The sequence below is a fragment of the Paenibacillus sp. NPDC058177 genome (genome assembly GCF_042883835.1).
GTDB classification, from domain to species: domain Bacteria; phylum Bacillota; class Bacilli; order Paenibacillales; family Paenibacillaceae; genus Paenibacillus_AQ; species Paenibacillus_AQ agri.
On sequence record NZ_JBHVVB010000002.1, the window covers coordinates 83,210 to 107,400 of the forward strand.

A 24,191-nucleotide genomic window follows, 5' to 3' on the forward strand; every position below is an offset into this window, starting at 1 on the left:
TTAGAACAGGCAATACTCGGGGGTATTATCAATAAAAGCGTACAGGAAACAGGCCCTGCGCCTTTATCTTATGATCCTCTCCCATCCGGACTTTACCGTCGGCTCTGGAATTGCACCAGATCAGTCGCCTCTCCTGCTAACAGGTGGAGACGAGTCGCGGGCTTTGTTCACTCTGAACATTACCGCCGGTTAGGAATTTCACCTACCCCGAGAATCTTGTATTCCGTTATTATTTTCACAACCAACAATAAACCTTCTGTAGCCATTCGTCCAGCCTTTTATGAAAATATTCATATTTCTTTCATACAACAAAAGCAATTTCGTCTCTGAAAACGAGAGATTTCCCACTACATAAATGGGATATTTAAGGTATAATCCAATTAATTACATTATTCTTATTTTCAAGATAAAGGAGCATCCCTCACTGTGAAGGAATCATTCTGGACAAAGTTGCTATTCTCCGTCGTTGCCGTAGGCGGTATCACCCTGATCGGATTTATCACTACCCTCATAACCGCTCTGAATCTCGGCCTCAAATTCTATGTGCCGCTTCTGATCACTGCCACTGCTTTCTTGGCCGCCTACTCTGTCATCACGATATTCCAAATATTGAAGCGGCGGACCAGGCACATCGTACTGCTCTCATTCGCCGGGCTCTGCCTACTATCTACTGCTGGCTTTGAGCTTAGCAAAGTGTATGTGAACAGCTTTGGCGAGATCAACGAGCAGGAGGTCAACCTGGCACAGTATGCCCCTTTCGTCCCGGATTCCAAAGCCGCTGCACTCACCAAACCTACGACCTTTACTATTCGTGAAGATCTTCCGCGTCTTGACGGGGCCACTGCTCTTTATCCGCTATATGCGTCCTTTGCCCAGGCTGTGTATCCTTCAGGCGAGTACCAGCCTTATGGCGCAGACAGCTTAATCACCTGTTCAACAACTCCGGTGGCCTATAAACGCTTGCTTGAAGGCGAAGTCGATATGATCTTTGCCGCGGCCCCATCCCAGTCTCAGCTGAAGGAAGCACAGCAAAAAGGCGTACAGCTCAAGCTGACGCCGATTGGCCGGGAGGCCTTCGTATTCTTTGTGAACCGGCGCAATCCGGTCAAGGGGCTTACCATTGAACAAATAAAGCATATCTACTCGGGAAAAATCACAAATTGGAAAGAGGTAGGCGGCAGCAACAACGGGATTCGGGCCTTCCAGCGCCCTGAGGACAGCGGCAGCCAGACCATGCTGCAGAAGGTCATGGGGAACACGCCGCTTATGACCCCTCCGCAGGAGGATGTCGCCGACCTTATGAGCGGTATAATAAGCCGGACTGCAAACTACCGCAATTTCCGAAATGCGCTAGGCTACAGCTTCCTGTTCTACGCCTCCGAGCTAAACCGTGATGGAGAGATTGCACTACTGGAGATCGATGGGATACGCCCGGAGAGAACCACAATTCGTAATGGTGAATATTCTTTTGCCACCGAGTTTTATGCCGTCACTGCCGGCAGCAGCAATCCTAACATTGAGCCGTTTCTCGACTGGATCACCTCACCACAGGGACAGGAACTGGTGGAGAAGACAGGTTATACTTCTTTGAAATAAGACTCGCTGGATGTTCCATCCGCTTGGAACATCCATTGATTTATTCAGCTGCAACTGTAGGTGACAGTAGCTTTGAAAGCAATCCATGCTTCGGGGAGGCCAGGAAACTGATCATGAACAGTACCCCGGTAGCAAAAGCCATCGAACCCGATATCGACGTATCGAGCCAAGCTGCGGTATAGTATCCTGCGACTGCAGCCAGGACGCCAAAGCCCCCACTGAGCACAAACATCAGGGACAAGCGGTCTGTCCAAAGATAGGCTGAAGCTGCTGGAGTGATCAGCATGGCGACGACCATAATGGCCCCTACTGCATCAAACGCTGCCACTGTAGTAATCGACAGCAACGACATGAACGCATAGTGCATAACGACAACCGGAATCCCGATGCTGGCAGCCAATGCAGGATCAAAGGATGTTATTTTCCATTCTTTATAGAATCCAATTACGGCCGCTAGAACCACCAACAATACAATGGATAGGATGAAGGTGGCCTCGGGAATGTCGCCAATCCATGGCAAATGCACCGTCGTCCAAGGCACAAAGGTGATTTCGCCCATCAAAGCATGCTTCACGTCCAAATGGGCGTTGCCCACTTTCGTAGCGATCAGGATCACTCCCACTGCAAACAAGGTCGTGAATACCACCCCAATCGACGCCTCACCCTGTACTCCGCGCGACTGCAGCCACTGGATCAATATCGAAGTCAATAACCCCGCCACGACAGCGCCGATCAGCATGTGATAGCCGCTCAATTCACGGGTGACCAAAAAAGCAACAACAATACCCAGGAGCACGGTATGACTGATGGCATCTGCCATCATCGCCATTCTGCGTAAAATCAACAAGACGCCGATAGTGCCGCATGACAGACCTACCAGTGATGCGGTAAGCAAAATCCAGCCTGTATAGCTCATCAGTATCCCCCCTCCTTCACGACTATTTTCTCTCTCTCGGCCGGAACCGACACTTCACTCTTTATTCTGCTGCGCTGCTGCAGGTGAACAATCACTAGACCTTTCTGGGCACCGAACAGCAGAGAAACCACGAAGAAGGCCGCAGATGAAACAACAATGAAAGGACCCGTAGGCCATCCTTTACCCATCGTACTTATCACCGTTCCAATAACGCCTGATCCGCCCCCGATAAGTGCTGCACCGATCAGCATCCATTTAAAGGAATGCGTCCAGTACCTTGCGCTCACCGCTGGAATAATCAACAAGGCGGACATGAGAATAACCCCAACGGCTTGAATACCTATAACAATCACCAGTACCAACACACCTGAATAGAGACTGTTCATCAGCCGGACCGACAGACCAAGACCTTTGGCAAAGGCAGGGTCAAATAGAAACAGCTTCCATTCTTTAAACCCCAGCCAGACGATGGAGATGACCACCAGGCCCAGCGCACTCATAGTGTAGACATCGGTGCGGACCATGGAAGCTGCCTGCCCGAAGATGAATCCGTCGAGACCGCTCACATTACCGCCCCCAGTCCGGTTCACAATTGTGAGCAGCATAATCCCAAGACCGAAGAACACGGACAGCACGATACCCATCGCTGTATCTTCCTTGATCCGGCTGGAGGAAACAACCCATTGCACCAGGAACGCACCGATCAGTGCGCTGATGGCCGCTCCCAAGATCAGAACAGGCAGTATTTTCACACCGGTGATGGCAAAAGCAATAACTACGCCCGGCAATGCCGCGTGGGACAGCGCGTCGCTCATCAGACTTTGCCGCTTCCAATAGGCAAGACAGCCAATCATTCCTGAGGCGACACCGAGCACGAGCATGCTAAGCAATACCCACCAAGCATTCGGTGACAGTAGGAGCGTCATGACGGCACCTCTTGTCTCCAGCGCAGGCCCGCCCCGTAGGTCCGGTACACATTGTCTTTCGTGAACACATCCGCTGTCTCCCCGTAATTCATCACCGTGCGGTTAAGCAGCAGCACATGATCAAAGTAATCCTCCACGGTCTGGAGATCATGATGCACGACCATAACTGTCTTACTACGCCCTTTCAACTCTCTTAGCGTAGTCATGATCGCCTGCTCCGTGGCTGCATCCACGCCTGCGAGCGGTTCATCCATAAAATAAAGTTCGGCATCCTGGACCAGTGCACGGGCCAGAAAGACCCGCTGCTGCTGTCCACCAGACAGCTGGCTGATCTGGCGGCGGGCATAATCCGCCATGCCCATCTGCTCCAGTGCCGCCATCGCCTGTTCGCGATGCCGTGCTTTAGGTGACTTCATCCACCCCACATTTCCATACAGCCCCATCATTACGACATCCAGCGCATCTGTAGGGAAATCCCAGTCCACAGAGCCACGCTGCGGGACATAGCCGATTTTTTTGCGCATCGTCTTTAGCGGCTTTCCAGCAAAGTGAACCGTCCCCCCGAGCTTCGGATGCAGCTCCAGCATCACCTTCAGCAGGGTCGACTTGCCCGCGCCGTTGGGGCCGACAATCCCGGTTAGCGATCCTTTAGGCAGCTTGAAATTAACTTCGTCCAGGACTTTACTTTTCCGATAAGCGGCCGACAAACCTGTGACACTTAGTCCTTGCATATTAGTTACCTCCCCCACCAAGCGCCGTAGCGATGGTCTTGACGTTATGTCGATACATCCCGATATAAGTTCCTTCCGGGGTCCCGCCATCCCCCATCGCATCCGAGAACAATTCGCCGCCGAGCTTCACCTTAAGCCCTCTGCTGCCTGCGCCCTGGATCACCGCATTGATGGAGTTCTGGTTGACACTGCTCTCTACAAACACAGCAGGAACCTTATACTCCAGAAGCAATCCTATGGTATCATCAACATCCGTGATGCCAATCTCATCTTCAGTGCTAAGTCCTTGCAGGCCAACCACCTTCAAACCATGCATCCGTCCAAAATAGCCAAAAGCATCATGGGCGGTTACCAGCACTCTCTGCTTTTCAGGAATGGTGCTCATCATGTCTGCTGACTCTGTCTTCAACTCATCCAGCTTTTTCAGATAGTCATTCTTATTGGCTTCAAACAGCTCGGCATGTTCTGGAAAATGCTCCTTCAGCCCGTCTGTAGCGGAACCAAGCGCCGTTCCCCAAAGATCAATGTCAAACCAGACATGGGGATCGATATCCCCCTTCTCATCCTTCAGCCGCAAATCCTCAGGAATGGCTTCAGCAATCGCCTTCACCGGCTTAGTTTTGCCTATCTGCTCAAAGACCTCCGTCATATTGCCCTCCAAATGGAGCCCGCTGTAGAATACGATGTCCGCCGAAGCCATCTTCTTAATATCCCCCTGCGTCGCGTTATACAGGTGAGGGTCCACACCAGGGCCCATCAAACTGCTGACGCTAACCTTATCCCCGCCAATAATAGATAGCGGCTCAGCAATCTGTGCGATAGTGGTAACAATAGCGATTTTCCCATCCGCCGCTGCTCCCTTGCGTTCCTGACCTTCTGCTGAACATGCCGATAATACCAATGACAACACCAAGGACAGAGCAATGCCACACCTTGCCTTCCTGCCCTTCAGTCTCTCTCTCATTTTGTTTCCTCCTCTTGCAACCTGATGATCAGGTAATTTTTTGAAAAATAAATAAATGACCTCACGAAAATGTTTTTCCCTAGGGAAACAATTGTTTCTATAACCAAAATTAATTCCTTATCGCTGATTTGTCAAGAAATTAATCATACACTCTGTACACTTCTTCATTATATTTTTCGATATAAATATCATTATGTTTACCCATAACGTTGATTTAACAACGATTTCGGGCTCCGTTTTCACATAAACTTTACACATACTAAAAAAATTAAATGAATGAAACACTTTTCACTTTATTGCAATCGATATCTTTCTCTTACTTAAAAAGCACTTCACGTTGCCATATGAAAGTGAAATATTTTATACCGGATTCACTGCAACTTTTGGAAACTTTTGTCGTCTAACATATATATATGCCGTCATAGGCATCGCAGATAGATAAACTGTGTCCATACATAGGATCAATACACAAGGATGGTGAGATGGTGAAATGAAGAAGTACGGTTTGTGGGCAGTGCTGCTGATTCTTACGCTCGTACTGGTATTTCCCGTTACGGGACATGCCGCCACGCCCAGCACACACATTAATCTGGATGGCAGCGACTTGGCGATGCCTGGGGATGTGCAGGTCCAGATTGTGAACGGAAGTGTTATGGTACCGCTTCGTCTCGTAACGGAGCAGCTAGGCTATGGGGTTAAATGGGATAATATCTCGAAGACAGCGACGATTGAGCAGGGAGGACGTATGCTGACGCTGGTTGTGAACCAGAAAGAAGCAGACGCGGATGGTGTGAAGATCCAGCTGGATAATCCATCCTTCCTCAGTAAAGGAACCACGTTTGTTCCGTTAAGATTTATCGGAGAACAGACGGGTGCCACAGTCGGATGGGACAATATTACCAAGACCGTATATTTAACCTCTCCGGCTCAGGAGATTGGCGTTGGTAATGGAGGATCGCCTTCTCCCACGCCTGCACCTGGAGGTACACCCTCTCAGGCACCGGACAATGGAAGCGAGGTCACCACGCCGGGAGGAAGCGCCACTCCTCCGGTAAATACGACAGCAGCATCCTTGACGGATATGAGCTTTAATGACAACAAGCTGATCATCTCTTTGAACGGAAATGTAAATCCGAGCATCTTTGCGATGACCGGTACTGACCGGATCGTTATCGACCTGCCTAATACTATCTTTGGACAAGCCTTCAGCCAGCGGCTGCCGCTGACTGCTGGACAAAGTGGACAAGTGCCAATAACAGGTTATCCTGATGTCACCGGAGTCCGGTATTCCTTGTTCAGCAGCACACCGTCAACGATACGTGTTGTTCTCGACTTGAATAGCGCTAAAACGTACGGTGTGACCAATGCTAATGACGGTCTGCTGATTATTGATTTGAACGGGACTGGTGGCTATATCCCTGACCCGGGTGCAACTCCTATCCCGACACCAACGCCCGATACATCTGTTACTCCACTGCCTGGCGATTCTGGCAAGAAGGTGATCGTACTAGATGCCGGACACGGCGGCAGCGACCCTGGAGCCGGCAGCCTGAACAAACTCAAAGAGAAGGACTTCACACTTGCAGTTGTCCTCAAAATCGAGGCACTACTGAAGAACGAGCCGAATACTCAAGTCGTGCTTACCCGCAGTGGAGATACATATCCTACGCTGCAGGAAAGAGCCAAGCTAGCTAATAATCTTAATGCTTCTTTGTTTGTTTCCGTACATGGCAACAGTCCTCCAGTTGGGACCAAAACCAGCCCAAGCGGAACGGAGACCCATTATTCTCGTAAAGAAAGCCTTCAATTTGCTCAGATCGTCCACAAATATCTGATTCAGGCCACTGGCCTGCCGGACCGTGGCATCAAACAGACCAGCCTGCATGTGACGAGAGAAACCAAAATGCCAGCTATCCTGTTGGAAGTTGGGTTCCTCACCAATGCGAAGGATGAAGCTTTGATGTACTCAGATGATTTCCAGCAAAAAGTTGCTGAGGCGGTTGTCGCCGGCATCAAGGAATATTTGAACATGTAGTCAGATGGAGAGGTTCCCTTGTGAAACTAACCAGCTGCCTAAAGTCAAAAAATCCAGTCCCTACAACGGGCTGGATTTTTTATTTATATTCTATTAGGCCTGTCGATTGTTCAAAATAAGTAATTGGGCGATTTGGATTCATGATAAATTTTCTTTATACCATGAAGCCGTCCAGGTTAGCGGAAATTTTTTGAGATAACGATATTAATAGCTTCCGCTCTTCTTCTGAAAGATCTTGGGACGCCGCTTTCTCCATTTCCGTCCAAACGGCAGTAGCCTTATCCACGAGTTCTCGGCCAACCTCCGTTAGTTTAACAAGTGTGACACGCCCATCCTTGGGTGAACGGGAGCGAGTGACTAGCCCTGCTTCCTCCAATCGTCGAACTGACTTGGCAACCGTAGAATGATCAAGTCGCATAGTACGTCCAAGACATTGTTGTGATTGTCCATCCTGCTCTCCTAACTGCATCAGCATAATCTCTTGACCTGCAAACAAACCAGCCTCACGTAACAAATTCGCGGCCAAACCACGGTGCGATCTAGCCATAGAAAAAATGGCGAAATTAATGGGAAATCGCTGGATGACCTGCGTATCCTGCTCAGCCTTAGGTGTACAGCCGCTCTGCTCGCTCTCTTCAAAGTTATTCATCTTTCTTATCACCTTTCCGCTTTTACTTATTATTAAGCGTAGAGAATTATTCTACACTTGTAAAGAAGCGGATGGATACATAAAAATTGCGCCATAACACAGCTTCAATTCTGCTGTACTATGGCGCCGCACAAATGAAAATTATAGATCAAAACTTATTTCAAAGTCGGATAATCGATATAGCCGTGGCTGTCACCGCCATAAAAGGTGGTAGGATCAGCTTCATTTAAGGGTGCTCCTGATTTCAAACGATCTACCAAATCAGGATTGGCCAGCGCCCAGGTTCCTACCGAGACAATATCAGCCAAATTATCTTTCAAGTCTCTGTCCAGTTCTTCTAAAGGACGTCCAGGACGATTAACGATCAGTACCGTTGGCCAAGCCGAACGTATAGCCTTAAGCCTTTCTTCATCACCACCATGTAGAATGTGAAGATAGGCTAAGTTAAGTTCAGCCAGTTTAGATATCAGGTATTCATATACTTTAGGACCTTCTGTGCCTTCAATAAGATCTCCAATAGGAACCCCTGGAGAAAGTCTGATTCCTGTACGACTAGCTCCAATTTCCTCAGCTACTGCTGCCGCTACTTCGAGAGCAAATCTAGCGCGATTTTCAATCGAACCTCCGTACGAATCTGTGCGTACATTTGCATTCTCGGAAATAAATTGATGTACAAGATAACCGTTTGCCCCATGGATTTCCACTCCATCAGCACCTGCTTGTATGGCCGCTGCAGCTGCTCTGCGGAAATCACTAATAGTTTCTTGGATTTCTTCCAAACTTAACTCACGCGGAACAGGAACATCTTGCAAGCCTGTTGCCGTGTACATTTGTGTCTTTGGAGCAATGGCTGACGGTGCCACTGGCTGACGGTGATGAGGTGTATTGTCTGGATGTGACATGCGGCCTGCATGCATAAGCTGAATGAACAAGTGCCCACCAGCTTCGTGAACACGATCAGCTACCTGTTTCCAACCTGCAATATGTTCTTCTGTATAAATTCCGGGTGAAAATAAATAACCTTGTCCATCCTCCGAAGGCTGTGCTCCTTCACTAATTAGAAGGCCCATTGATGCTCGTTGTGCATAATACTCCGCACTATATGTTCCTGGAGTTCCGTCGAATTGAGCGCGTGATCTTGTCATTGGCGCAAGTGCCAAACGATGCTGCAAATTTATATCCCCAACTACTACTGGTTTCCAAATTGTACTCATTAAAAAAACTCCTCTCAATTCAAATAAATGTTGCCGGCAACATAAATTTAACAGGAGGACATTCGGATGTCAACACAAATATGTTTCCGGAAACATATTTAAATGAACTTTTGAATAAAGGGACATTGAAGTAGCACTTTGACAGCAAATTGCATCACATACCTGAACCTAAACTCAATGTTTAGTTTGTCATATTTTAGGAATGGGTAATGCAAGGTAGTGGGGGAAATCGAAACAAATATCCGCCAGTTTAAGCCTGGTGATTTGTGTTCGGAAGTCGGGGATTCGGGAATGTGATATACGCGTTAAAGGTGCGTACCATATACAAAACGTACATAGATACCACAGCCGGTTACAACGTTGGCTGGATCGCTTTAACAGAGTAGCGACGAAATATTTGGAACACTCTCTAGTTTGGTTTCAACTCTTATAGGAAAAGGAATACGAAAATACCACAGCGAATAAAAAATGTTAGTGACTTTTGCTTATATACGATCAAAGTTTGGAGGGGATTTATTGAATCTTCGCAGAGTTGCATTATCTATGCTCTTAATCCTATCGTGCGTTATGTCCAGCACAACAGCATCTGCCGATTGGGCATTCCGGTTCGTTGTGTATAATGGGACTGTCTATGCCCATCAAGGTACATATACACCTGTTGAGAAAATAGGAAAGAAAATAGGCGAAGTGACGTTCTATTCCGCTCGTGAAGGGACGTATTCCGGCAATTTTTCGAATACCTATCCAAAAGGAACACCCTACTACCGTATCCTCGATGTCAGTGATTCCGCAGGCATCGCGGTACAAGAAAGCGATGGTCGGTACGCAACCTTACTCTATCACGGCAAATATGACGGTAAACCAGACTATGCCAAGCCGATCATGCTATTCCTCATTGGCTTTGTCGTCGTTGGTTGTGTCACTTGGCTATGGGTACGAAAACGTCGATTACAGTAAAAAACCGCCTCAAAGGCGGTCAGAGTGACGAGAAACACATTCTCTACGATTGTTGAGGAGGAATAGCCCTATAAATCAGGCTCAGCTTCATCATCAGTGATTGCCAAACCAATTACTTCAAAGGTTGAAACTTATACCTGGGGGCTAACGGACCCTATCGTCGTTATTTGTACATCAAGCAGCTTCTAGAACATGTAACGGACTCAGGTGCCGCTATTCCCTCCCAAACCGTGGATTTCACACAGTATTTCTGCTCATAACGTCTCTGGAGTCCGTTAATTTTCTGAAACGGTCGGTGGTTAGGAAATAACCTCACTGGAGTCCGTTACCAGATGCAAAAGAAGCAAGTACTGATTTCGAGATGGGTCCAACATTAGAACTCAACATAGCCAGAAGAATAGAGGACTTCAGAAATCTTATGAGCAGATTATCTGGCATAATCCTTATAATCGGATTGTTATAGAAAGTGCTGACTATTACGTTGAAGCGTGATATTTTAACTGGATGTTATTTCCACACAGTCATACGTTCCTGCAAGTTGGAGGTGTGCAGCTCCAGCTGAACTCCATCCGGGTCAAGAAAGTTCACCGACCAGCCCTTGCCGCGCAGGACTGGGCCTCGGACGATAGGCACCTTATGACTCTTCAGAATCTGTACCGCTTCAGCAAAGTCTTCCTCTGCAATTGAAAAAGCAATATGATCAACACCATTTATTTCCCGGACAATATTTGAAGGATCTGTCTGTTCATTAGTTTCAGAAACGTCCCCATCTTCTCCCGACTTCTCAGTAACAGCACTTACCTCGATCAAGCAAATCCAGGCACTGCCCCATTCCAGGTAAGCATCACTTTTGCCTCGATGAATCAGTGCCAAACCGAGAATGGATGTATAAAAGTTCAAAGAGTCCGCCAAATCCTTCACCTTGAGTGTCAGATGATTAAAGCCTGTGACCTTCATTCCGCATCCAACCTAGCGAACAGGATAAAGTCTGTATTCACCGGTTCAAACCCATCCAGCCGCAAATAGGTTGAGATTTGACCCCGATGATAGCTTCCGTGCAAGGACACATGGTGTAAAATGTCCGAAACGGCAGACGTGAACACGACTCCCTTACTGGAACGGTAAGTCAGCAGATTGTCCAGCTCTCCATCCTTAAGGTCTGTGATGAATAGACGATATCCTGCGGCATTCTCTTGCAGAAGCAATTCGCAGTCCTCCAGCGAGTACATAGGCCATATGCTCGGAACTGTGCTATCTCGCTTGTTTAGGCGCTCCAGCCACACTTTCTCCGCCGTCAGCAGATGGCTGAACAATGCCATGAGCTTCCCGGATACGACCTCGGAATCTTGCAGCGCCTTGAGTATCTCTTCATTCGCCCAATGGGCATGACTGAATAGACGCAGCAGATCATCCCGTCTGCCTTGCGGTTGTACGGTCATCAGTGTTCACCCCTAGCAGCCGCCAGTTGCTTACGCTTCAGTGACTCGGGATCTAGCTCCACCTGCGGAGTTTCGGCAAAAAGAAGCGTAGCACGGTCACCCGGATGATACCGCGGCCATGATAGCTTAGGTGTGCTTGGATCTCCCCGGTGAGCGAAAGCCAGCCAGGCTTCCTGCATAGCATCCGCCAGAGCAGTCATGTCTGGGCTAACCTCCGCTCCCAGCCGCTGCAAGTGCTTCAGATTGTGGAACACATACGGAATCTCTGCGCCGTGTACCGCTTTGCCAAATAGCGGATGCCCGGGAACTTTGAGATCGAACCTATACATCCAAACTGGGGCATGAATCTCTTGGTGTTCCGCCAAAGAAATGGAACTGCTCCAGAAGTAGAAATCGGTCAATATTTCTGCCTGCCCCTCCCAGGAGGGAGTATAGCCGCCGACATGCTCTCCCAGGCCGCTGACACCCATCAGCATTTCCAGAGCCTTTAAGGAATCGGCAAAGTCTGGCACCGGCATGTTCTCGCGGAAGAACAGATTTCCTTCATCCAGATTGGTCCCGATCAGCAGCGGAACTCCTTCCGCCGCTCCCTTCGAGATCGCAACCGCCGGGTCTTCTGGCAGCGTTGCTCCGTCAATGACCGGCTGGAATGGCATGCTCAGCGAGCCGCCAGGCAGCTTCAGGCTCATTCGCCCGGCGGCGGCCATAATCTCCTCCGCCGGGATGGATTGCAGCGCGCCGGGATCGCCGCCAGGCGCGATCCCGAGCTCAGCGAGCAGGGCTGCTGCAATCTCGCTGCCTTGCCGGAGCGGCAGAGTCTGCGCCGCCCCGCTCTGCATGATCGCCCCCGCGAAGAGTCCCTTCGCGGCAGGCATGGCCAGCAGGGCAGCGATGCTCATGCTGCCCGCCGATTCCCCGAACACGGTTACCCGGTTCGGGTCGCCGCCGAAGGCGGCGATGTTGCCGCGCACCCATTCCAGCGCGGCAATCTGGTCAAGCAGGCCCTGGTTGGAGGCCAGCCCGTCGCCAAGCGGCGACAAATGCAAAAAGCCGAAGGGCCCTAGACGGTAGTTGATCGTCACGACTACAACCCCGCCCCGGGCAGCCAGACTGCTGCCGTCGAACAGCGGCTGGCTGCCCGCTCCAGTAATAAAGGTTCCGCCGTGAATCCAAAACATCACGGGCAGCCCTTCTCCACCGTCCGCGGGTGACCAAATATTCAAGTATAAACAATCCTCTGAATGCAGCGGATGCTCTCCGCCAAACCGGGTGCCCCGCGTATCCGGCGGCTGATGGCTGACCGGACCAAAGGTCGCCCCTTCCCGGATACCAGTCCATGATTCCGGCGGCTCCGGTGCCCTGAATCTGAGCTTGCCAACAGGAGGAGCGCCATATGGAACTCCCCGCCAGACATTCACATCACCGGACTGCTGCCCCCGTATTCTGCCATAGTTGGTTACTGCTACTGGCCCCTCCATTGCATTCATCTCTCTTTCATCTACTCTTCTGTTTTCTCTACCAAGCTTTTGTATAAACCTGACTCTATCTGGAACCATTCGAATAAGTGGGTGAATACCACTTTTAGTACTGCATAACCAGGAACCGCAAGGATAATACCGACGATACCGAACATTTTCCCTGCGAACAAGATCACAAATATAATGGTGATTGGATGAATCTTAAGCGTCTTGCCCATAATTTGCGGCGAGATGAATTTACCTTCGATCAGTTGGACCGCTGTCCAGACGATGACCATTTTCAGCAGCATGAACGGCGAAGTCACCAGCGCTACAATCAGAGCCGGCGTAATAGCAATGGCTGGTCCAAGATACGGAACCACAGCAGTACACGCAGCCGCAATAGCCAGCACAAGGGAGTAGTCCAAACCGATGATCAGATAACCAATGTACAGCAGCGCTCCAATGCAACAGCTGACAATAATCTGCCCGCGTATGTAAGAAGCCACCTTGCCGTTCATCTCGGACATTACTTCTTTAGTCTGCGGACGGAGCCGGAACGGTATGAACTTCAGGATATAATCCGGAAGCTTTTTACCGTCACGCAGCAGATAGAACAAGATAAACGGTGTGGTTACGACGGCTAGCACCACCTCCGTGAGCGCTCCCACAAAACTGCCTACGCCAGTCAAGGCATTATTCAGAAAAGAAGTAGCCCAGCTCGTGGCTTTTCTCGTAATATCGGTAAAATCGAGTCCAATGCTTTGCTGCATCTGCCCAAAGAACTCACTGCCGGTCAGGTTCATGAATTCATCCTGAATTTGTTGGCTGTACCTCGGGAAATTATCAATCAATCCCAGCAGCTGACTGCGGAGAATCGGGATGACCGTTAAGAGGATGAGCGTAATGATCCCCACGATCAGCAGATATAGAATAACAATTCCGTAGGCGCGTTTGATATTGCTCCGCTTTTCTAATAGGTCAACCAGCGGATTGAGCAAATAATATGCCACACCTGACAGTAGCAGCGGCAGTGCCACCGTGTGGAACAAGACCTTAAGCGGCTTGAAAATAAACGGTATCTTCGCAAAGATCAGAATATTAACCCCGATCAACAGCAGCACCAGCAAAAACACAACAAATTTATTATTCAAAAAAAACTTTTTAAACCTCTCTGGCCATACTTGCAGCCTCTCCATAACACCTTCCCCTTTACGATGAACATTCTGACTGAATTCCATTTGAATGATACTTATCAAATAGCATAGTCAACGTACGGGTAACAAGTCAAATTTCGGAAGAAATGCTCTCCAGAAAGCCGCTGACTTTCCGCCGATTACTGAGAACAATCACGTTTTTCTCTTCATTGCTCTTCTTCAAGGTACTGACGATCTTATCCCGGCTACGTTTAGGAAAATTCCAGACCCAAAGGACAAAATCCAAGTCCAATTGCTCCGGACAGCCCTCATCCAGATCTGGACGAGTTCTGCCGTGATACTGAATACGCCGCTTAAAAATACGGTATAGACACAGCCAGCGCGGCATATCCAGAAAAATAACCGTGTCTGCTCTTTCGATCCGCAGGTCCAGTGTCCCTGAATAGTTGCCATCCATAATCCACTGTTCCTTGCGCGTCTCCTCAACTACAATTTGGTACCATTCCTGCTTCTCCGTGGCCACCCAACCTGGCTTCCAATAATGCTTATCGAGATGAACCACCGGAATGCCTAGAACTTCACTCAGCTTCCGGCTCAATGTCGATTTTCCAGCCCCGGCAGAGCCCACAATCAGAATACGCTGCATCCCTGACCTCCTTGTCGTTCTCTTTCAGATCATAGCAGGCCATCTTAATCAATCGAATTTCAGATCATTCATCCTACCTGCATTTACAAAACCAATGCTCTGGTACACTTTGTTGGCAGCAGGATTATGGCCGTCTGCATACAGCATCGGGATGAGTCTCTCCTCCAGCACCCGCTCGCATATTGCGGCAACAATGGCGCTGGCATATCCCTTTTTGCGTTGATCGCGTGGGGTATAGACATCATTGATCCGGGCATGCCGAGGTGAACGGTGTGCGATTTTAGCCATGGATACCGAAGTGCCGTCCACCACCCACAGGTACATCTGAGCGGAAGCAGCATCGCCCTCGGCTGTAGACAGCATATCTTTAGGATCTACCGGTTTACCAAAAGCGTCCTCCGAGAAGCCCGCCAGGAACTTGGCAATCAGCGGCGCATCTTCGATGCTTGCCTGTACTACATGTCCTTTGACGTTAATAGGTTTATGTACAGCCGGGCAATGATAGACTTCCAGCATCAAATGGGTATGAAATGATGTCCCCTTACCTTGACAAAAGACTTCCGCAAATCGCCTCGCTATATCTGGCTCCGATATGATGCCTGGAAGTTCTTCATCTTTCAGATGCTCCGCTAATTCTTGTATCAAAGTTTCCTTCTCACTGTGACTGACCTCAGACGAAATCCACAGCCAGGGACGAAAACCCTGGGAGTAGGCAAGCACCAGTGTATCCTCCGGTGTCTTCAACCTCACATTGCCTTCAAATCCTGTGATCATATGAATCAGGTTGAATTTTACCTCATCTTTTACAAATGCTTCCCCAAGCAGAACGCCATCACCAGCTGAAAAATGTTCAACCATCTTGTTCCCCTCCCGAATATCCTTTTTCTTCCATCATAATCCTCTTCCTTGTAAAAATAAACCGCCGCGCCCCGTTATTCGGATGCACGACGGAATTGCCAGCAGTTGGCCTTTTTTAATTCAGGCGCTGATTATAAGCCCCTTCAGGGAATTTAGCTAACCGTTCTGTTGACCGGATGAAATCCCTTGCTGAAATGTAGCCATCCCCTATTGCCAGGGCCTATTCCCAGTAAAACGGTCCATTATTTTTCAGCCTTGCAAGTCCTTCAACATAGAAGAAATCGCCATAAATCAGCGGCACATCAATATTTTGACCAGCTGGATAATGACTGGTTCCATGCAGAATAAGACCTTCCTCTTCATTATTGCCCCATGTCCCGTAATTGCGGTAAAGCGATTCCAAGATCTTGATCGCAGGCTCACGGTACACGGCGGCCTCAGCGCCACCTATCTTCTCAGCCAAAAGCAGCAGTCCACTAGCCGCACAGGCTCCAGCAGAGGAGTCCCGGAAGCTGCGCGCCTCCTCTGGCGCACGGAAATCCCAATGTGGCACATAATCCTCAGGCAAGCGGGCCAGGAAGAAATGGGCCACTTTTTGCGCGGTGTGCAGATACTCGATCTTACCCGTATGATGATATGCCAAGGTCAGACCATAGATCGCCCAGGCAGTCCCCCGCGACCAAGCCGAACCGGCATCGTAACCTTGCCCGCCGATGCCTTCAACGAATTCACCGGTCTCCGAGTCAAAACGAACGATATGATACACCGATCCGTCAGGACGGACAAAATGCTTCACAACCGTGTCCATATGCGCCTCAGCGACATGACGATAGCGTGGATCACCAGTGACCTCTGTCGCCCAGAAGAGCAATGGCATATTCATCGCACAGTCTATAATAGCAATCCCACTATTGTCGTCTCCGTTTGACCAGGGATTCCAAGCTCGGATGAAGTTGCCCTTCAGATTGAAGCGGGCAGAGAGGAAATTTGCCGCTTTTAGCGCCCGGATCTTTGAGTGTTCGTTGGCCAGCAATTTGTAGGAAGCTACGCTCGTCAGCGTCCACATGAAGCCAAGATCATGGTCCAGTCGCACATATTCGTTCAGGACCTCATCCAGCCGCTGCTCGCACTGTTCGGCAATAGCCCTTAGCGATTCATCCCCGCTAACATTATGCAGCAGCCATAATTGCCCCGGCCAGAATCCGGCTGTCCACCAACCAGGCTCTTCCAATATGTATTTACCGCCCTGACTGGCATGCGGGAATTCCGCTCCAATACGCAAGCTGTTATACTGTGTCTTCTCTAGCGCTTTACTCCATGCTTCCTCTACCCAGTCCAGCTTTGTCTCTGTAGTCATCACTAGCACCGCCATTCTGTAGTTTAGAAATTGATTGTGCATCCTGGTGTGAAAATCCCTTAAATTAGGAAGGAGGCACTTATATAAGCATTCAATATCGGATCATGCATATCCTGCCAGCTAGCCAAGGTTTCCCAAATCAAGGAGTCGACAGAAACATCACCTGAACACTTGCCTCCTGAGACCAGTAAAATAAAAAATACCGTCAGCTCTTGACGGTATTGTGTCCCCACTTCTTGCTAGCTCTGCTTGTTGACAATTGTGGTTGCAATTCGCAATAGAGCTATCTCTTCTTTTTACCGCGCATCCCTCGTTCAGAGCTAGCCTTAAGCTCCTTGTCGAACTTGTAGACCATGTTCTCCTTTAGCCGTTTTCCCTTTAAGGCTTTGCGGACCAACACTTTGCCTAATTTCGGAGTAATGCCTCTGTACCACACGCCTTCAGGATAGGCAATGACCACACAGGCGTCCGAGCATCTTCCGTTGCAAGCGGTCATCGTTGTATGAAAAAAGCTGCCTGCATCCTGCTTCTCAATCTCTTTCTCAATAGCTTCCGCTACCTCTTTCCCTCTATGCTTCTTGCAGCTGCTTCCGTTGCAGATTAGCAAATGGCACTGGGTTCCTTGCAAATTCCAAGTCGTCACTTCAGCGTTCCTCCTCCCTGTATATATAGTAATTCCCGCCCTAGGGGAAATCGAATATTCTACACTCTACTAAACCGGATACTTTGCGTCAAGATGAAGGACTATGATTCCCTGTTTTCTTTCGTTATAATATAATTGAGAATTATTATCAATATAAGAAAGTGAGCTTTCATCATGACTACCCGCTATTCCAACGGTCTCAACCAGCACGGCCATTGTTTTTATATGCCCATCCGGGTGACTGTCCTTAGTCATCTTAGTGCTGACGAAAATTCAATAACACAATCCTCCTATTCCATCCTCATTATGGTGCAGGGCGGAGACGGCTATATTGAGATCAATAATGAACGTCTGCATCTTACCCCCGGCTGTGTCCTCTCCTTCCCTGGGTCTACAACCTTCAAACTTCCTCCCCAGTCCGGCCTGCACGGGGTTTGGATTGAGTACACAGGCGTCATGCCAGACGGGTTAATGAAGTCCCCACTGGACAATGACCTTATCCCCCAACTGCGGAAATGCCCTTCTCAAATAACAGGATTGGGAGGAGAGCTGCACAGCGCCTGGACCAAGCCCCAAGCAGACAAGCCGTTTGCAGTGCAGGCCTTGTTCACCGATCTAATTATGAAAGTAAACAGCACTCCCATAGTGACCAACGTTGTAGAAAGTTCCAGCGGGTGGCTCCCCCTTGTTCTGCAATACATAGACGAGCATTATTCCGAGGATTTGACGCGCTCACAGATGGCCGGATTGGCAGGAGTAAGCCCGGAACACTTCTCCCGCTCCTTCCGCAATACAACTGGGCAGACCTTTAGTGCTTATCTTTCGCTGCTTCGGATACGTAAAGCCCAGGAGCGTCTCCTGACTGGAACGCCAAATCTGAGTCATCTGGCACTCGAGGTCGGTTATGGCGAGGGCACATATCTCAGCCGGAAGTTCAAACAATTCGTGGGGCTCTCTCCCACTGCCTACCACAGTAAAAATAAGCGGATCGTCACACTGAACTATAACCATACCGCCAGCCTGAGGGCACTGGAGATCACACCGCAATTGGGACCCTACTCCGCGTGGTTGGAAAGCCTGGACACTGTACCTACAGCCCGGAAGCTGTCGCTGGAGGCACGGCGTGCTTCTGCGGTCTTCCATTCTGTAGCCTCTGCCCGCCCAGATGTTATTATCAGCTACTCGTTGTACGGTGAGAATAAACAACTGCTTGCCCTTGCTCCGGTCATTGAGCTGCCCTTCATGCAAATGAGCTGGCGCGAGCAGTTTACCCTCATCGCTGAGGTTGCTGGCCGAAGGCTACAAGCTGAAGAATGGCTTCATCGCTATGATCAGCGCTGCCATGAGGCCAATTTGCAGTTAGACAGGAATATGGGAGCAAGAGGCACGGCGATCGTCTGGGAGATCGGCCACGGCTGCGCTTACTGCTTCAGCAGTAGTTACGGACGAGGTTGTCAGGTGCTATACAACGATCTGGGCTTTAAGTTACCACAAGCAATTATAGATCAAGATATTTCTAACAGAGGATTTATCAAGGCAGCTATTGAAGACATTCCAGACTATCCTGCTGACCATATCATTATTACCGGCCTGCCAGACGATCCCCAAGGGCTTCAGCGGATTGACCGTCTCTTTCATTCCGAACAGTGGCGGCAACTCGAAGCTGTCCGCACAAGCCGGGTCCACATTTTGGACCAGCCGGATATGTTCTACGGATTCGATCCCCTCTCCTCACAGGCACAGCTTCATGTCTTGCTCCGGGTATTAACATCATAAATATACATAGGACAAGATCATTTCAGGTCATGGAAATTAACAGGTGAAGTCTGTACAGTTATATTGAGAATGATAATCGTTATTCATAAGGAGGATATACATCTTGCTCGACCTACACAAAAGCCGCAGAAGCCGAAAACTATCGTTTCCTATATCTCTGCTGCTGACACTAACCCTTATTTTATCGGCTTGTAGCAATGCCGCTCCAGCTGCTGAAGGCACTAGTGGCAATGCTGCCAATACGCCAGGGACTTCAGAGGCGCCAACTGCCGCCGAGAGCAGCACGCCGGAAGCTCCGGCCACCAAAATCGTAAAAACTATGAACGGTGACATTGAGATCCCTGTCCTGCCCAAGCGAATTGTCGCAGAAGAATATATCGGCAGCCTGATTCCCTTAGGCACCATCCCTGTCGGCGCGCCGGGCCTGACTCTGCAGAATATGTATTTTCAAGAAGCATTACAAGATGTCACTGACACAGGTACTTACGGGAAAATGAACGCAGAGAAGATCTTCGCGCTAGACCCGGATCTGATCATAACAGGCAACAACGACAGCTATCCGACGTTAAGCAAAATAGCTCCTACGATCGTCGTACCTTACGGGGAACTAAAGAACGCCCATGAAGAGCTTACCTATTTTGGACAGCTGCTGGGCAAAGAAAAAGAAGCGGCAGACTGGCTCGCTGAATACGACAAGCGGATTGCCGCCGCCAAAGCCAAGGTGGACAAGGCCATTCCTGCAGAGGCTACCTTCAGCATTATGGAGAATGCCGATAAAACCACCTATGTCTATGGTGACAATTTTGGACGAGGCGGCCAACCCATCTATCAGGCACTGGGCCGCAAACCTCCGGCAGAAGTCGCTGACGAAATTATGGAAAAGCAGTGGGCTGAATTATCCGCAGAGGTCATCAGCAAATACGCTGGAGATTACATCATCCTAACCTCCAATACACGCACAGTCGAGAGTTTCAAAAGTGATCCCCTCTGGGGCAGCTTGCCTGCCGTGAAGAATGATCGTCTCTATGTCTGGAAAGAGGAACGGTCCTGGTACTACGATCCTCTTGCCGTTCTCTCCCAGACGGAGGAACTGGCAGACTGGCTTACAAAAAGCAAATAGTAGAACGAAAGCCAAGCAACGATTGCCGGTTAAAATCGGGTCGCTGCTTGGCTTTTGATTATGCACAGAAATCTCACTTTATAAGAAGGATCGAAGTGCAATTAACGGCATTTTCGTACCTTAAATCCTCTGCAGCTATGGGTTATCGGAGATTAAGTGCAATATTGTACCTTAAATCTTCCAGAATACCCCGTCCAGCGTGTTTTTCCGAAAAATAAGATACAATAATGCCCTTATTTCCCTCTTTTGCCTATATTGAAGAAAAATAAGGTACCAAAATGCTGTTAGTTGGGGAGATGCCCCCTTTTTTCACTGTTAAGACGACTGATGAAGGGGAATATACCCCTTCTAGTGGTTGAATCTGTCGACAGTCTATGTCCTAGTGATAGATTTCCTATGGAAAGCTTTCAGGCAGGAACGCCTTGCGCCCTATTGTGCTGGCATTGTTCAACCGGAGTTTGCGACAGTTCCTATGAAAAGCTTTCAAACAAGCGCTTTGCGCCTACAGTTCCAAACTTCCCCGTCCGCTCATCATCGCTTTTTGCTAACTTCTTTTGTTCGGTTAATATAGTTCTTTCATTAAATGCAGCATGATTTCAGGCTGCAAGCAGCTCCAACGTGTGCATTCGTGTAGTAAAAAAGTAAGCGTACAAGGAAATATCCAACCGGATACTTCCCTGTACGCTTTTGTTTGAAATGACTATGCTGATAAGCTGGATTTAGATGATTTAGATGATTTAGATGATTTAGATGATTTAGATGATTTAGATGATTTAGATGATTTAGATGATTTAGATGATTTAGATGATTTAGACTATCTAGACATCTAGACGCTCTTAATGATCGTCTACGACCCCAAGGGCTTTGTTCTTTTCCTTGAACCTGTCGTTGTGGGAGGAGACATAAGCCACCTTATCCGCAGTCGGATCGATGTACAGCTTGGCACTGTTCAGGGCCAGAACCGCATCGGTGAAGGTACCCGCGATCAGGCGGACCTTGCTGGAATAATCCACAAAGTCTCCTGCAGCGAAGACACCGGGCAGGTTCGTCTCCAGCTTATCGGAGACATTGGCACACCACTCGCCCATATCCAGCCCCCATTCACGCAACGGGCCGAAGTCGTGTTTTAGACCATGATTGACAATAATAGCATCTACCGCAAAAACCTCAGTCTCACCAGTCTCCACATGGCTGATCGTCACTTGATCAATCGTCTCGCCATTGCTGCTGTGCAGCTGTGTCAAAGCATAAGGAACACGAACCTCTACAGAAGAAGATTTCATACGAGCAATATTCTTCTCATGGCCCCCGAACCGTTCGCGGCGGTGCACCACTGTCACACTTGCTGCAATCGGCTCCAACTCGTTGGCCCAATCCACAGCAGAATCCCCGCCACCGGAAATTAACACATGCTTGCCGCGGAAAGGCTCCAGCTCCTGAACCGTGTAATGAAGATTCGTCACTTCATAACGGTTCGCACCTTCAATCTCCAGCTTCGCCATTTGCAGGATACCATACCCGATCGCCAGGATGACTGTCCGTGTCCAATGCTTCTCACCACTGGCAGAAGTCAGAATATAAGTTCCGTCCTCCTGCAGCTCCTGACCCGTGATCTGTTGTCCCAGTACAATGGTTGGCTCAAAGGTCATCGCCTGCTCCTTCAGCTGTTTAATCAACTGATGGCAAAGAGTCGGAGTGACACCGCCAACATCCCAGATCATTTTCTCCGGATAAATCAGCATTCTTCCGCCGAGTTCTTCCTTGGCTTCGATCAACTTGGTCTTCAGATCTCTCATACCGCTGTAAAACGCTGTATACATCCCAGCGGGTCCACCGCCAATAATCGTAACATCATATAATTCCAGTTGGTCGCTCATGCTAACCTCCGCAAATTGTATTTATATAAGACAAACTTAGGATCTTCACTTAAAGCTCAATCGTCACTACTAAAGCTCGATCGTCACTACGGTGAATGTTTGAACTTTCGGTACTACCATGGCTTTACGCCCCGAACTGCGCCTCGTGCAGACGACTATAAATCCCCGGATTTCTTAGCAGTTCCTCATGCTTGCCCTGCTCGGCAATCCCGCCTTCTGCCACAACCAGTATGCGGTCCGCATGTTTGATCGTTGCCAGACGATGGGCGATCACGAGAGTCGTCCGACCCTGCGACAATTCAGCAAGAGCCTCCTGAATGGCCTGTTCTGTCTCCGTATCGAGCGCAGATGTTGCTTCATCCAGAATCAATATACTCGGGTTCTTCAGGAACATCCGGGCGATGGAGAGACGCTGCTTCTGACCACCGGAGAGCTTCACGCCGCGTTCACCGATCATCGTGTCCAGACCGCCAGGCTGTGATTGGATCAGTTCCACCAGCTGGGCCCGCCGGGCAGCTTCCCAGATCTCATCATCCGATGAGCCCAGTTTGCCGTAAGCAATATTTTCCCGAATGGTTCCATCGAACAGGAAGACATCCTGCTGCACGATCCCAATGTGGGAACGGAGCGATTCCAGTGTCATCGAACGGATATCCATACCGTCAATGGCAATACTGCCTTCATTCACATCATAGAAACGAGGCAGCAAGCTGCACAGCGTTGTCTTACCGGCGCCTGATGGGCCTACAAGCGCTACTGTGTCCCCCGCATTGATCGACAGGTCGACATTCCGGAGGATCTTCTCCTTGTTGTCATATCCGAAGGTAACTCCCTTGAACTCAATATTTCCGGTAAGCTTCTGGACAGACTTGGCATCTTTGGCATCATCGATGTCTGGCTCTGTCTCCAGCAGTTCCAAATAACGCTTGAATCCGGCGATGCCCTTAGGATAAGTCTCAATCACAGAGTTGATCTGTTGCAACGGACCAAAGAATACATTAGACAGCATCACAAAGGCGATAAACTCGCCATAGGTCATCTTGTCCTGAATGACAAACCAAGTGCCACATAGGAGTACAAACAACGATACAAACTTCATAAGGATAAAACTGAACGAAGAGTTCCAGGCCATAATTCGGTATGTCAGCAGCTTCGTAATGCGGAAACGTTCATTGTTTTCGGCAAAACGGGAGATTTCATGTTTTTCATTGGCAAAAGCCTGCACTACACGAATCCCGCTCACATTATTCTCAACTCTTGCGTTGTAATCAGCAATATCGGAGAACATTGTCTTAAAAGCTGCTGACATTTTACGGCTGAAGTACATGGACAGGTAGATCATCAGCGGCACAATCACAAAGGTCAGCACCGCAAGCTGCCAGTTAATATTCAGCATGATGGCGAACACGCCGATCAGCGTCATGATGGCAATGAAGAAGTCCTCAGGTCCATGGTGGGCAATCTCCCCGATATCCATAAGATCATTAGTCATCCGGGAGACCAGGTGCCCGGTCTTCGTATTATCAAAAAAGTTAAAGGACAGCTTCTGCACCCGATCGAACAGTTTTTTTCGCATATCCGATTCGATATTAATACCCAGCTTATGTCCCCAGTAAGTAACTACAAAGTGCATGAATGAACTAATTATATAGATACCCAACAAGCCTAGGCAGGAATATAAGATCACTTTCCAGTTGCCGCTTGGGAGAAGATCATCTACCACCCGGTTGACCGCAAGCGGGAATACAAGCTCCAGCAGAGCAGCGGCGATGGCACAAGAGAAATCTAAAATAAACAGCCCCTTATACGGGCGATAGTAGGCAAAAAAACGACGCAGCATTTCCGGCTACACTCCTTACCGATGGTCCGAAGA

The 24,191-nt window shown here is 49.0% G+C and carries 21 protein-coding genes, 1 pseudogene and 1 riboswitch; of the genes and pseudogenes, 6 read left to right on the forward strand and 16 right to left on the reverse strand.

What is annotated here, in order from left to right:
• Positions 1-69: 69 nt before the first annotated feature.
• Positions 70-219: riboswitch (FMN riboswitch) on the reverse strand.
• A gap of 207 nt (positions 220-426) precedes the next feature.
• Positions 427-1,596 (forward strand): PstS family phosphate ABC transporter substrate-binding protein, encoded by a 1,170-nt coding sequence (locus tag ACFVU8_RS10410; RefSeq protein ID WP_379465597.1) that lies wholly within the window; start codon positions 427-429, stop codon positions 1,594-1,596.
• 40 nt (positions 1,597-1,636) lie between these two features.
• Here the strand turns inward: ACFVU8_RS10410 and ACFVU8_RS10415 are convergent, their stop codons facing one another.
• Genes ACFVU8_RS10415 through ACFVU8_RS10430 form a run of 4 tightly spaced genes read right to left on the reverse strand, consistent with a single transcriptional unit; the run spans position 1,637 to position 5,133 of the window.
• Positions 1,637-2,512 carry a metal ABC transporter permease gene (locus tag ACFVU8_RS10415; protein WP_066363472.1) on the reverse strand — a complete coding sequence of 292 codons (876 nt, stop codon included), beginning with the start codon at positions 2,510-2,512 and terminating at the stop codon, positions 1,637-1,639.
• Positions 2,512-3,438, reverse strand: coding sequence for a metal ABC transporter permease (locus ACFVU8_RS10420; protein ID WP_379465598.1), 927 nt, complete (start codon positions 3,436-3,438; stop codon positions 2,512-2,514). The genes ACFVU8_RS10415 and ACFVU8_RS10420 overlap by 1 nt, the downstream gene beginning before the upstream one ends.
• Entirely contained in the window at positions 3,435-4,169 is a 735-nt protein-coding gene (locus ACFVU8_RS10425) for a metal ABC transporter ATP-binding protein (RefSeq protein ID WP_175373755.1), read from the reverse strand. The genes ACFVU8_RS10420 and ACFVU8_RS10425 overlap by 4 nt, the downstream gene beginning before the upstream one ends.
• A gap of 1 nt (position 4,170) precedes the next feature.
• Positions 4,171-5,133, reverse strand: a complete 963-nt coding sequence (locus ACFVU8_RS10430) for a metal ABC transporter solute-binding protein, Zn/Mn family (RefSeq protein ID WP_379465599.1) — start codon at positions 5,131-5,133, stop codon at positions 4,171-4,173.
• A 490-nt stretch (positions 5,134-5,623) separates the two neighbouring features.
• Here ACFVU8_RS10430 and ACFVU8_RS10435 point away from each other — a divergent pair, with 490 nt between their 5' ends.
• On the forward strand, positions 5,624-7,168 hold the full coding sequence (locus ACFVU8_RS10435; protein WP_379465600.1) for an N-acetylmuramoyl-L-alanine amidase family protein: 1,545 nt from the start codon (positions 5,624-5,626) through the stop codon (positions 7,166-7,168).
• A gap of 154 nt (positions 7,169-7,322) precedes the next feature.
• On the opposite strand, the gene ACFVU8_RS10440 is transcribed toward ACFVU8_RS10435, so the two are convergent.
• Positions 7,323-7,817, reverse strand: coding sequence for a MarR family winged helix-turn-helix transcriptional regulator (locus ACFVU8_RS10440; protein WP_379465601.1), 495 nt, complete (start codon positions 7,815-7,817; stop codon positions 7,323-7,325).
• A 155-nt stretch (positions 7,818-7,972) separates the two neighbouring features.
• The gene (locus ACFVU8_RS10445) at positions 7,973-9,031 is read right to left on the reverse strand and encodes an alkene reductase (RefSeq protein WP_379465602.1); all 1,059 of its coding nucleotides are present in this window, start codon (positions 9,029-9,031) and stop codon (positions 7,973-7,975) included.
• Between the two features lie 301 nt (positions 9,032-9,332).
• Here ACFVU8_RS10445 and ACFVU8_RS10450 point away from each other — a divergent pair.
• Positions 9,333-9,461 (forward strand): annotated as a pseudogene (locus tag ACFVU8_RS10450) (IS1595 family transposase); the annotation flags it as partial.
• 86 nt (positions 9,462-9,547) lie between these two features.
• Positions 9,548-9,988, forward strand: a complete 441-nt coding sequence (locus ACFVU8_RS10455; RefSeq protein WP_379465603.1) for a hypothetical protein — start codon at positions 9,548-9,550, stop codon at positions 9,986-9,988.
• A 507-nt stretch (positions 9,989-10,495) separates the two neighbouring features.
• On the opposite strand, the gene ACFVU8_RS10460 is transcribed toward ACFVU8_RS10455, so the two are convergent.
• The 8 genes from ACFVU8_RS10460 to ACFVU8_RS10495 form a co-directional block, all read right to left on the reverse strand.
• Positions 10,496-10,945, reverse strand: a complete 450-nt coding sequence (locus tag ACFVU8_RS10460; protein ID WP_387427299.1) for a VOC family protein — start codon at positions 10,943-10,945, stop codon at positions 10,496-10,498.
• Entirely contained in the window at positions 10,942-11,427 is a 486-nt protein-coding gene (locus tag ACFVU8_RS10465; RefSeq protein ID WP_387427301.1) for a DinB family protein, read from the reverse strand. The genes ACFVU8_RS10460 and ACFVU8_RS10465 overlap by 4 nt, the downstream gene beginning before the upstream one ends.
• Positions 11,427-12,905 carry a carboxylesterase/lipase family protein gene (locus ACFVU8_RS10470; protein ID WP_387427303.1) on the reverse strand — a complete coding sequence of 493 codons (1,479 nt, stop codon included), beginning with the start codon at positions 12,903-12,905 and terminating at the stop codon, positions 11,427-11,429. Before ACFVU8_RS10470 ends, ACFVU8_RS10465 begins: the two co-directional genes overlap by 1 nt.
• A gap of 20 nt (positions 12,906-12,925) precedes the next feature.
• Positions 12,926-14,083 (reverse strand): AI-2E family transporter, encoded by a 1,158-nt coding sequence (locus ACFVU8_RS10475; RefSeq protein WP_175373763.1) that lies wholly within the window; start codon positions 14,081-14,083, stop codon positions 12,926-12,928.
• An 88-nt stretch (positions 14,084-14,171) separates the two neighbouring features.
• Positions 14,172-14,687 carry a DNA topology modulation protein gene (locus ACFVU8_RS10480; protein WP_387427305.1) on the reverse strand — a complete coding sequence of 172 codons (516 nt, stop codon included), beginning with the start codon at positions 14,685-14,687 and terminating at the stop codon, positions 14,172-14,174.
• A gap of 48 nt (positions 14,688-14,735) precedes the next feature.
• Positions 14,736-15,545: a GNAT family N-acetyltransferase gene (locus ACFVU8_RS10485; RefSeq protein ID WP_387427306.1), complete on the reverse strand. Its 810-nt coding sequence runs from the start codon at positions 15,543-15,545 to the stop codon at positions 14,736-14,738.
• A 220-nt stretch (positions 15,546-15,765) separates the two neighbouring features.
• Positions 15,766-16,902: a glycoside hydrolase family 88 protein gene (locus ACFVU8_RS10490; RefSeq protein WP_387427308.1), complete on the reverse strand. Its 1,137-nt coding sequence runs from the start codon at positions 16,900-16,902 to the stop codon at positions 15,766-15,768.
• A 283-nt stretch (positions 16,903-17,185) separates the two neighbouring features.
• The gene (locus ACFVU8_RS10495) at positions 17,186-17,545 is read right to left on the reverse strand and encodes a (2Fe-2S) ferredoxin domain-containing protein (protein ID WP_175373767.1); all 360 of its coding nucleotides are present in this window, start codon (positions 17,543-17,545) and stop codon (positions 17,186-17,188) included.
• Between the two features lie 174 nt (positions 17,546-17,719).
• On the opposite strand from ACFVU8_RS10495, the gene ACFVU8_RS10500 reads away from it, so the two are divergent.
• Both ACFVU8_RS10500 and ACFVU8_RS10505 read left to right on the forward strand, forming a co-directional pair.
• Positions 17,720-19,321 (forward strand): helix-turn-helix domain-containing protein, encoded by a 1,602-nt coding sequence (locus ACFVU8_RS10500; protein WP_387427309.1) that lies wholly within the window; start codon positions 17,720-17,722, stop codon positions 19,319-19,321.
• 103 nt (positions 19,322-19,424) lie between these two features.
• The gene (locus ACFVU8_RS10505; RefSeq protein ID WP_387427311.1) at positions 19,425-20,441 is read left to right on the forward strand and encodes an ABC transporter substrate-binding protein; all 1,017 of its coding nucleotides are present in this window, start codon (positions 19,425-19,427) and stop codon (positions 20,439-20,441) included.
• 836 nt (positions 20,442-21,277) lie between these two features.
• Here ACFVU8_RS10505 and ACFVU8_RS10510 read toward each other — a convergent pair.
• The gene (locus tag ACFVU8_RS10510) at positions 21,278-22,318 is read right to left on the reverse strand and encodes an NAD(P)/FAD-dependent oxidoreductase (protein WP_175373770.1); all 1,041 of its coding nucleotides are present in this window, start codon (positions 22,316-22,318) and stop codon (positions 21,278-21,280) included.
• 124 nt (positions 22,319-22,442) lie between these two features.
• Positions 22,443-24,158, reverse strand: a complete 1,716-nt coding sequence (locus ACFVU8_RS10515) for an ABC transporter ATP-binding protein (RefSeq protein ID WP_387427312.1) — start codon at positions 24,156-24,158, stop codon at positions 22,443-22,445.
• Positions 24,159-24,191: the final 33 nt, after the last annotated feature.

Coding starts and splice junctions, on each gene's coding strand:
- ACFVU8_RS10465 (WP_387427301.1), bottom strand. CDS start 11,427: ATGACCGTACAACCGCAAGGCAGACGGGATGATCTGCTGCGTCTATTC.
- ACFVU8_RS10440 (WP_379465601.1), bottom strand. CDS start 7,817: ATGAATAACTTTGAAGAGAGCGAGCAGAGCGGCTGTACACCTAAGGCT.
- ACFVU8_RS10420 (WP_379465598.1), bottom strand. CDS start 3,438: ATGACGCTCCTACTGTCACCGAATGCTTGGTGGGTATTGCTTAGCATG.
- ACFVU8_RS10475 (WP_175373763.1), bottom strand. CDS start 14,083: ATGGAGAGGCTGCAAGTATGGCCAGAGAGGTTTAAAAAGTTTTTTTTG.
- ACFVU8_RS10460 (WP_387427299.1), bottom strand. CDS start 10,945: ATGAAGGTCACAGGCTTTAATCATCTGACACTCAAGGTGAAGGATTTG.
- ACFVU8_RS10510 (WP_175373770.1), bottom strand. CDS start 22,318: ATGAGCGACCAACTGGAATTATATGATGTTACGATTATTGGCGGTGGA.
- ACFVU8_RS10430 (WP_379465599.1), bottom strand. CDS start 5,133: ATGAGAGAGAGACTGAAGGGCAGGAAGGCAAGGTGTGGCATTGCTCTG.
- ACFVU8_RS10490 (WP_387427308.1), bottom strand. CDS start 16,902: ATGACTACAGAGACAAAGCTGGACTGGGTAGAGGAAGCATGGAGTAAA.
- ACFVU8_RS10445 (WP_379465602.1), bottom strand. CDS start 9,031: ATGAGTACAATTTGGAAACCAGTAGTAGTTGGGGATATAAATTTGCAG.
- ACFVU8_RS10485 (WP_387427306.1), bottom strand. CDS start 15,545: ATGGTTGAACATTTTTCAGCTGGTGATGGCGTTCTGCTTGGGGAAGCA.
- ACFVU8_RS10500 (WP_387427309.1), top strand. CDS start 17,720: ATGACTACCCGCTATTCCAACGGTCTCAACCAGCACGGCCATTGTTTT.
- ACFVU8_RS10425 (WP_175373755.1), bottom strand. CDS start 4,169: ATGCAAGGACTAAGTGTCACAGGTTTGTCGGCCGCTTATCGGAAAAGT.
- ACFVU8_RS10515 (WP_387427312.1), bottom strand. CDS start 24,158: ATGCTGCGTCGTTTTTTTGCCTACTATCGCCCGTATAAGGGGCTGTTT.
- ACFVU8_RS10435 (WP_379465600.1), top strand. CDS start 5,624: ATGAAGAAGTACGGTTTGTGGGCAGTGCTGCTGATTCTTACGCTCGTA.
- ACFVU8_RS10415 (WP_066363472.1), bottom strand. CDS start 2,512: ATGAGCTATACAGGCTGGATTTTGCTTACCGCATCACTGGTAGGTCTG.
- ACFVU8_RS10470 (WP_387427303.1), bottom strand. CDS start 12,905: ATGGAGGGGCCAGTAGCAGTAACCAACTATGGCAGAATACGGGGGCAG.
- ACFVU8_RS10480 (WP_387427305.1), bottom strand. CDS start 14,687: ATGCAGCGTATTCTGATTGTGGGCTCTGCCGGGGCTGGAAAATCGACA.